This window comes from Paenarthrobacter sp. CM16 (assembly GCF_013179505.1).
Lineage (GTDB): Bacteria > Actinomycetota > Actinomycetes > Actinomycetales > Micrococcaceae > Arthrobacter.
This window is the reverse complement of the sequence record NZ_JABMCX010000203.1, coordinates 1-8,762: the sequence shown is the minus strand read 5'-3', so window position 1 is coordinate 8,762 and position 8,762 is coordinate 1. Positions and strand designations below refer to the sequence as shown.

Sequence of the window (8,762 nt, the reverse complement as noted above, 5' to 3'; positions counted from 1 at the left end):
CTGCCCAACCACCCTTTGCTGTCCACCTTCTTCGGAGCTGGCCCGGAGTCCTTCCGTGTAGTGGATTTGGAGCGCGCGCAGGGCTTGGTGCGTGACCACGTGATTTTCTCGCTCGGCTACGGTCGCACGCCGCATGGCCGCGCACTTCACACGTTCGGTCCGCTGTCCGCCGAGGGTGGCCGGAACCGGTTCGCTTTGGCCATGACCCGAGCGAGGCGTTCCATGCATGTCCTGAGCTGCTTCCGTCCCGAGGACCTTGACCTTGATCGGCTGGCTCACGGCGCGGTGGACTTCTACGAACTGCTGGACCGGGAACTCTCCGGAAACAGCAATCTGGGTACGCCCGCGTCCCGTGCTGTTGCCAGTGAACAGGCCCTCGGTGAGGATCCCTTGGTTGCTGATCTCGGAGAACGCCTGCGGGCACGCGGAGCCCGTGTCTGGCATCTTTATGATGGCGTGCTGGATATTGCTGCTGCCGCTGATCCCGTTCACACGATTGGCCGGGAGGGAGCAGAAATTCCCACCCCGGTTGCCATTGAGTCAGATGGCACCGAGCGTTACCGCCGGATGAGTGTCCGGGAACGCAGCAGGCTGCGGCCTCAACTGCTGGAGCGCATGGGATGGCGTTACATGTCCCTGTGGACCATTGAGGTCTTCACCGATCCTTCGTCGTGCGCTGATCGCATCGGTTCCTACCTGGGGCTGGAGAATCATATTCCGCGGTCCTCGTCGCAACATGGCTTCCTTGACATGGACGTTGAACAATTGAGTGTGGATAAGGGGCAGCCAACGTTTGCTCCGAGTCCGGTGCAAAAGACATCCGCCCGGCTCGATGAAGCTACAGGTGGCGCAGACAGCGAAACAGAAACCGGGAAAGAAGTACCACTGATGGAACAAACAACCTCTCCGGAAGACGGGACAGAGGCGGAATCTGCAGCGTCCGGCGACGATACCGCTGAAGAGGCTTCCAACGCCCAGGCCGCTACAGTCAAACCCGGCGTCAGTGGCATTCTTCCCACGAAAGCCGCCGAAGACGACCCCCGGCGCTGGGGCGATGAGTCCGGTTACGATCATGAGCAGTGGCTGAAGGAACAAAAGCCGCCGCACTGGGGCTGACCGAAGGCCAGCGCCGGAACCGCCCGTCATGGGCTGACCAAAACAAAGAAAAGCTTGCCCTGCGTTGACGCGCCGGCAAGCTTTTCTGCTTGTTGTGGATCCGCGGCAACCACCACTAAGCCTTCGGTATCGCTGGTGCCCAGCCATTCGCCCCCTTTTCCTCCATGGGCTGAGGTCCAGAGAACAGGGACGGGACCGGCGAGTACCTGGGTTTGCCTCGACTCGTCATAGGATCCAGCTGCGGTGAGGACCACAGTGACCAACTGGCCGGGGGAGAGGAGCTGGATGGAGGACGGATCGGCCATTCGCACGGGTACGGCGGCCGTACCCACGGGTGATCCGGTGAGAAGCCCAGGCCCCAGGAGGCTGGACTCCGTGGGGATCTGCCCCCGGCTTAGAGCTGCAGCCAGTTGGCGTCCGACGAGGGCTCCAGCGTCTGAGGGCACCCCGGAAATGGCGAGGTCCGGGGGCACTTCCACCCTCGCGAAGTCCGCTTCTTTCAGTGTGGTTCCCGTTGGAAGGTCACGCGCGGCCACCAGGACGGTGACCCGCTGCTCAGATACCGGGGTCAGTTGCTGGACGGCCATGCCGGCGGCCAAGCACAGCAGGAGGGCAACGGTGAGCCGGCGGTTCCGGGCAATCCACGAGCCAATCCTTCGCCTTCCGCGCTGGGGGGACGAACGATTCAGAGACCGGGGGAACGTTGAAGCACCAGAGCGGAGAGATGCCCGCCCGGTAGCGGTGGAGGTAGCCGGGCGTCGGGGACCATCAGTGGACGCTGAACGCCGGGCACGGGCAAGGAGGGCGCTTCGAGACTGTTGTGGCATGCCGCCACGTTAGCCAGCCGATCGGCACCTCCAACAGCGGCCCGGCGGGCTATGTGGAAAACCGCGCCGCAGGAGTCAGCTGGCTGCAGTTGCCGGCGCCGGAGCGGCAGCAGGAGCAGTCGACGCGGCGGCAGGTGCAGCCGGCGCAGCTGAAACAGTGCTGCCCTTGGCATCGCGGGAATCAGTCCGGTAGAAACCCGAGCCCTTGAAGACGACGCCGACGCTGTTGAACTTCTTGCGAAGGGCGCCCTTGCATTCGGGGCACTCCGTCAGGGAGCTGTCAGAGAAGGACTGGACGATGTCAAAGGCATGGTCACAGTCTTTGCAGGCGTATGCGTATGTGGGCACTGAGTTCCTCCTTCAGGACAAAGGTCAGGTCCTGTGCGGCGATGGTGAAGATTTATCTTCCCATTAGCAGTCGCAGGGCCTGAGTGCCAATTCTATCATCCGTCCACCGCGCATGCGCCAGCGCATGTGCCGGACCTCACGGGCATCCAATGCGGCCGCGCTGTACGCCTCAGGCTTTACCCGCGGGGCCGTCGGGATCTGCCGGGTCGTGGAGCCGGATTACGCCGGAGGGAGTCAGCACTTCCTCAACGGGGCGGTCGAATGGTTCGGCGGGAATCGAACCCGAAGGCAACAGGTCGTCGTCGTAAATTACCGCGATGGTGGGTGGCCGCCCGCCGGAAGCGTCGAGTCCTTGGAGGAGCCGATCGTAATAACCGCCGCCTTGGCCGATCCGGTTGCCGTCCCTGTCCACTGCTGTGGCAGGCATGAAGATTCCGGCAGCCCCGGCCACCACTTGGCTTTCAAGCCGTTCGCCCTCCGGTTCGTCGATAGGAGCATAGGACGAGCGCACAAAGACTGTTGACGGGGTCCAGTAGACCCAGCTCAACTGCCTGCCGGGCTCGCAAACGGGAAGGAGGACCCTGTGTCCGGCCTCATGCAGTGCCTGGATAAGCGGCATGGTGGGAGGCTCAAAGGCGACGCCGAGATAGACGGCAAAAGTGGCCTCCGTGGAGGAGGAGGCTGCAGCCGCCCACGCCGTTCCATGCTGCGCGATCGACCTGCCGGCGGCTGCGATCTGCTCGGGGGAAAGGGTCCGCCTTTGGAGGCGACGGCTGCTGCGGAGGTCTTCCTTTGATGCCATGGGTGTCCGATCGTGAGGTTCGCCTGTTGCAAGTGCGGCAACAAAGCTGCCATCCGGTCGGCAGAAATGTTGTCCCGGCGCGGCGAGGGTTTAGCCGATGATGTATTCCTTCCGTTACATTAGTCCGGTGACTCTCGATAACAATGCTGTCCGTAAGGCCGTCATCCCCGCAGCGGGTCTTGGTACCCGGTTCCTGCCTGCAACAAAGGCGATGCCGAAGGAAATGCTGCCCGTGGTTGACAAGCCAGCCATCCAGTACGTCGTCGAAGAAGCGGTCAAAGTTGGCCTGCACGACGTCCTGATGATCACCGGGCGCAGCAAACGCGCCCTGGAAGATCATTTCGACCGCGTGCCGGCGCTGGAAGCGACGCTGGCCGAGAAGGGCGATACCGCCAAGCTTGAGGCCATCCAATCCGCCACCAACCTCGGTGACATCCACTACGTCCGCCAAGGTGATCCCAACGGCCTGGGCCACGCGGTGCTTCGTGCAAAGCAGCACGTTGGCCACGAGCCTTTCGCCGTACTCCTCGGTGATGACCTGATTGATGCCCGCGATAACCTCCTGAGCGACATGATCGCCGTCCAGCAGAAGACCGGCGGTTCCGTGGTTGCCCTGATCGAGGTGGAACCCTCCAAGATCAGCGCCTACGGCTGCGCCGACGTCGAAGAGATCGGCGAGGACGGCTACGTCCGTATCAAGCAGCTCGTGGAAAAGCCTTCTCCGGAAGAGGCCCCGTCCAATCTCGCCGTGATCGGGCGCTACGTGCTGCACCCGGCCGTCTTCGATGTCCTTGAAAAGACCGAACCGGGCCGTGGTGGCGAGATCCAGCTGACCGATGCCCTGGAGGTTCTGGCGGCAGGCGAAGGCGAAGGCTACGGCGTGTACGGCGTCGTATTCCGCGGCCGACGCTACGACACAGGCGACAAACTCAGCTACCTCAAGGCCTGCATTGAGCTTGCCTGCGAACGTGAAGACCTCGGTCCTGAACTTCGTGAGTGGCTGCCGACCTTCACTGCCGCGCTCCCCAAGTAAACAAACTCATGGTGCACGGCTCTGCGATCTGGCCGGTGACGCTGGAAAGCGGAGACCTGCTTCTTCGCCCTATCCGATACCGCGATAAGCGGGAGTGGTCTGAAGTCCGTTCGCGGAACAGTGAATGGCTCGCTCCCTGGGAGGCGTCCAACCCGGCTCCGGGTGGGCGCCTGCCCAGCTATCGGCAGATGGTGGCCTCCCTGAACTACCAGGCGCGCCAGTCCACGGCGTTGCCTTTCCTCATTGTTGAGAGGACCCCGGGATACCGGGAGCCGCTCATCGTAGGACAGCTGACTGTTTCTTCCATCATTTGGGGGTCGGCGATGATGGCCACGCTGGGTTACTGGGTGGATAAGGAGCGGGCAGGCCACGGTATTGCTCCCACGGCGGTTGCCATGGCTACCGATCATTGTTTCAAGGTGTTGGGCCTGCACCGCATGGAGATAAATATCAGACCGGAGAACACTCCCAGCCTGAGGGTGGTGGAGAAGCTCGGGTTCCGGGATGAGGGGTATCGGGAACGGTACCTGCATATCAATGGCGAATGGGCTGACCACCGATCCTTTGCCCTGACCGCGGATGAAGTTCCTGAAGGTCTGCTCCGCCGGTGGCTTAGACAATAAACGGGCAGGTCACGGGGCATTTTGGCCGTATATCCAGTCATTTGCGGACTCGCCGACGACACACCGGCCGCAATGCCGCCGCCCCCGGTGATTTGCTTCTACGGTTTTGAATGTGGACTTCCCTCTCAGCAGCTCAGTGATACTCGTGGTCACTGTTGCGCTGTGGATGGTCTGGGTGGCGCCTTATGTTCTCCGGAACAGGCGGCAACAAGTCCAAACGGCCACTGTTTCAGCAGAGCCAATAGACGAACCAGACGAACCGCAGGCAGGGGTGGTACTGACTTTGGCACCTCAGCAGGAGAAACCGATGGAGACCATGCACAGCAAAGCACCGGCGTCGCCCCAGGATTCCCGCGTGGCCGAGCCGTCGCTGCGGAAAGCGCCCACCACTCCCTTCACCATCCGCTACGCCCGGCTCACGTTGGCCTTGGCCGGCTTGGCCTTGCTGGTGACGGCGATCGTTTCAGGCATACTCCTGGTCTTTGGCGCCGCGTCATTCTGGTTGCCGCTGGTGTCCTTGATTGGTGCCGTGCTTGCCGTCGTAACGCTGCGGAAGCTCGCTCTCAGGGATCTTCGCGAACGCCGGGCACGCCGTGCGGCCCAGGCGGCGCCCATCCCGACGCCTGCCCGCTACTTGCCCAAGGAGCCGGCCGTGGAAGCGAAGGAAACCCCGGTTTTCGACGCCGAAGCCACCAGTCGTGAAGCTGCACGCTTGTCCGCTCTTGAGCTTCGCCAGGCCGCGCTGGCTGTCGCCGTTGCCGCCGGGGACACCTCGGCGCAGGCAACCGAGGCCAAGGGCTCCAGCTGGGAGCCTGTGGCAGTTCCCAAGCCCACGTATGTTGAAGCCGCCAAGGCCCCGAGGCCCGCTCCTGAACCCTTGGATCTCCCGGAGGCTCCCAAGCCGGTGGGTAAGCCCGTCCTGAAGCAAGGTGCTGAACAAGCGGAGGTTACTGCCGCGTCGTCTGCCAAGGGACAGAGTGCGCTCAGTAACCTGGACGACGTCCTGCAGCGCCGCCGCGCCTAGTCACCCATGGCCAGCATCTGCGTCGCGGGCGGTACAGGCCAGGTGGGGCGCGAAGTTGCCCGGAGGGCAGTAGCTGAGGGGCATAAGGTGACCTCTTTATCCCGACGTGTGCCCCCTCTTGGCTCAGAAAAGCGTCACGACGACGTCACGTACGTTGCCGGGGACGTCACCACCGGAGAAGGCCTGGCGACCGCCTTGGCAGGTGCCGACGTCGTCATTGACTGCCTTGAAGGTCAGTTCGGCAAGGCGCAGCGAAAATTCGCCGACGGCGGTGCCCGGCTACTTGCCTTGGCTCACCGAGCGGGGGTCGGCAGGGCGGTGGCGTTGTCCATCATCAACTGCGATCTGAGCACGTACCCGTATTACGTCTCGAAAGCCCGTAAAGAGCGCAGGTACTCCGAGTCGCCGCTGGAGACCGTGGTGGTCCGGGCAACTCAATTCCACGGCCTGGTGGCGATGATTTTCGCTTCCGGTTCCAAGGTGCGTCTCATTCCTGTGTTCAAGGGCGCGAGCTTCCAGACAATCTCGCCCGTGGACGTTGCCAAGGCCTTGCTCGACGCTGCCCTGGAAAGCCCCGCCGCTGAGCGTCACCGCCTGCGCACGGTGGTGGGCCCGGAAGTGCTCACCATGCGGCAGATGGCCGAGTCCTGGAAGGCTGTTACCGGTGCCCGGGGCAGGATCGTGGAGGTTCCCCTGCCCGGAGCCATGGGTGATTTCCTGAGGGCTGGCAACAACCTGATCCCCGGGCAGAACGATGGCTTGGAGACGTTCGTGTCCTGGTTGGAAAAGCGTCGGGAAAGTTTGTAGCCTAGGGACACCGGCCGGACGGTTACTGACTGGTCCAGGGGCTATAGCTCAGTTGGTAGAGCGCTTCGTTCGCATCGAAGAGGTCAGGAGTTCGAATCTCCTTAGCTCCACAAAAATGGCCCTTCTGACCTGTTGAGCCGCGGGTCAAAAGCCGTTTCTATTTTTTCGTCGCTGTGCGCGTACCGCAGATGGAACCTTTCCTTGCTATCAGAAGGGTATGGAGGAGGAGACTGCCAAGAGTACAAGAGCGAAAAGCCAGCCCCCAATGCAAGGTCCAGTATCGCGATCCGTTTGGCCCCACAGAATTGGGCCGCGGCTCTCATGACCGCCATGCTATTGCGGCGATGGCCACATACAGGACGGCGTCGACGCATATCCGCACCGTCGATGCTGCCTTAAGCCATGTCACTAGATTCGGGTTATTAGTGATTCCTACAACCGCAGCTGGGATCGCGCAGAAAATCGGCGACGCACTTATTCCCGCTGCGAAATTCAGAAGAACTCGAACTCCCACCAGTATCTGGCGAATTCAACAGCCGCCTGCCGGAACGTTTCGCGCTCCTTTTGGGTGGCCTCTAATGCTCTTTCTGCTTCCAGACGTTTCCTGAATTTCCGATCGCCTCAAGAGCAGACACGATTCGCCAAAACCATTGATCGCGAGCACCGTGGCATCGCGAGTCGAGATAGGCTGAGCCGTCATCATTACAAGTTGGGGTCTTGGCGCTGGTCAGAAGACCGGCTCGGAAGTGCTGAACCATGGCAACGTTCCCTTGCCGGAAAACTTTGCAAGAGTTGGCCGCTGGCTCCCAGCATGAGTCGCACGTCAAGCGAGATCGTGAATGCAATGAGCGCGGCGAAGAGTCACAGGACCAAGAGGAATAGGTAGCTTCAGATGAGCGTGGGGGAACAGATCGACTACTCGATCCGGCTGAATTGGCTTGGGCTTCTTGCCGCGCGTCCACGCCCGGAATCCGAGACCGACATATTTGCCATAGCCGGTGTGGCCAACACAGGGTCAGTACCGTTTCTGGGAATTGCTGCCAGTGGCGCACACTACTGGGTGAAATACATGGGGAATGCCCATGGTCTTGACTCATTGATTGCCGAGCGCGTCGTTGAGGCACTGGCCCGCAAGCTGGACGCTCCCATGCGTCCATCCATCCTGGTCAACGTCCCTGAAGCCCTGACTCATGACCCGCGCCTAGTGGGGAGTGGTATCCAAGCCGGCGTGGCCCATGGGTCGCTGATTCTTGACAACTGCCTAGAGAAGAACGTTCTCGATTCTGTAACACGCGACGGAAATAGGACCCGGCAGCCACGCTTCATCGCGCTCTGGGAACTGTGTTATGGCGAGGATGAGCAGTGGCTCTATGACCGCCAGAACGAAGAGCAGGTCTGGTCTTACGATCACGGTCACTGGATCACCGGTGGAGAACCCGAACCACTTACGGCCAAGGATCTTGAACTGACAGTCACGTCCTGGAAGCCGTGGAAAGGCCCACTGAAGGGTATGGATCCCGGGGCTTTTGTCGAGATGTTTGAACGGATTGAAGCGCTTAGCGTGACGGACCTTATAGACGTGGTTGCGAGTGTGCCTCTAGCATGGGGTGTCCCGGATGAACTCCTGGAATCGCTCGCATGGTGGTTTTATATGAGAAGAACTCATGCGGCTGCAAGAATGCGCCAGTTGGCCAAGGAGACCTCCCTAGCCAATCCGAAAACCAAAAACGAAGTGAGGTGAAGATGTTCTACCAATACTGGATAGTCCGATACGTACCTGACCCAATCCGCGGAGAATTCGTCAACATCGCCCTGCTCGTTGGAGCGGACGGGCATGACTGGGCATTCCGTCAGGTCAGGCACCTTCAGCGTGCCACGCGCCTAGGCGGTGACCCGACGATCGCCAATTACTGGCTGCGAGAACTGCAACGCATGGTGATCAACCTTGATCATGTGCACGCTTCCGGGCCCGAGCCCATCCTGACTGCGGTTGCCGACTCCGGCGAAAATATCAGTGCTGCAACTGTGGCGCGGCTAGCAGCCCGCTTGAACAATGCAGTTCAGGTATCGCCCCCATATCCAATCGTGGCCCAGTCGGCACAGGCTGGCAATGACATGCTCTTCGACCATCTCATTGCCGACCCGCAGGTGAAATCCCGTGAACAGTTCGGCGCTCGGGTTA

The 8,762-nt window shown here is 61.3% G+C and carries 9 protein-coding genes, 1 tRNA gene and 1 pseudogene; 8 read left to right on the top strand and 3 right to left on the bottom strand.

Annotation, left to right across the window (positions count from 1 at the left end):
* Positions 1-1,116: pseudogene (locus HP499_RS16695) on the top strand (AAA family ATPase); the annotation flags it as partial.
* 26 nt (positions 1,117-1,142) lie between these two features.
* Here the strand turns inward: HP499_RS16695 and HP499_RS16690 are convergent.
* From HP499_RS16690 to HP499_RS16680, 3 genes are all read right to left on the bottom strand, one after another.
* The gene (locus tag HP499_RS16690) at positions 1,143-1,943 is read right to left on the bottom strand and encodes a Flp pilus assembly protein CpaB (protein ID WP_172325337.1); all 801 of its coding nucleotides are present in this window, start codon (positions 1,941-1,943) and stop codon (positions 1,143-1,145) included.
* A 75-nt stretch (positions 1,944-2,018) separates the two neighbouring features.
* A complete protein-coding gene (locus HP499_RS16685; protein ID WP_172325336.1) occupies positions 2,019-2,291 on the bottom strand; it encodes an FmdB family zinc ribbon protein in 273 nt (90 codons plus the stop codon).
* A gap of 169 nt (positions 2,292-2,460) precedes the next feature.
* Positions 2,461-3,093: a 5-formyltetrahydrofolate cyclo-ligase gene (locus tag HP499_RS16680; protein WP_172325335.1), complete on the bottom strand. Its 633-nt coding sequence runs from the start codon at positions 3,091-3,093 to the stop codon at positions 2,461-2,463.
* A 97-nt stretch (positions 3,094-3,190) separates the two neighbouring features.
* Between HP499_RS16680 and galU the strand changes: the two genes are divergently transcribed.
* The 7 genes from galU to HP499_RS16645 all read left to right on the top strand — a co-directional run.
* A complete protein-coding gene (galU, locus tag HP499_RS16675) occupies positions 3,191-4,126 on the top strand; it encodes a UTP--glucose-1-phosphate uridylyltransferase GalU (protein WP_172325334.1) in 936 nt (311 codons plus the stop codon).
* 8 nt (positions 4,127-4,134) lie between these two features.
* Positions 4,135-4,749: a GNAT family N-acetyltransferase gene (locus HP499_RS16670; RefSeq protein ID WP_172325339.1), complete on the top strand. Its 615-nt coding sequence runs from the start codon at positions 4,135-4,137 to the stop codon at positions 4,747-4,749.
* Between the two features lie 145 nt (positions 4,750-4,894).
* Complete coding sequence (locus HP499_RS16665) at positions 4,895-5,773, top strand: hypothetical protein (RefSeq protein ID WP_172325338.1); 879 nt, start codon at positions 4,895-4,897, stop codon at positions 5,771-5,773.
* 6 nt (positions 5,774-5,779) lie between these two features.
* The gene (locus HP499_RS16660; protein ID WP_172325333.1) at positions 5,780-6,580 is read left to right on the top strand and encodes an SDR family oxidoreductase; all 801 of its coding nucleotides are present in this window, start codon (positions 5,780-5,782) and stop codon (positions 6,578-6,580) included.
* Between the two features lie 37 nt (positions 6,581-6,617).
* Positions 6,618-6,690, top strand: a tRNA-Ala gene (locus HP499_RS16655).
* Between the two features lie 782 nt (positions 6,691-7,472).
* On the top strand, positions 7,473-8,321 hold the full coding sequence (locus HP499_RS16650) for a HipA family kinase (RefSeq protein ID WP_172325332.1): 849 nt from the start codon (positions 7,473-7,475) through the stop codon (positions 8,319-8,321).
* Between the two features lie 2 nt (positions 8,322-8,323).
* A partial coding sequence (locus HP499_RS16645; protein WP_253951648.1) for a DUF3037 domain-containing protein occupies positions 8,324-8,762 on the top strand: 439 nt, incomplete at its 3' end.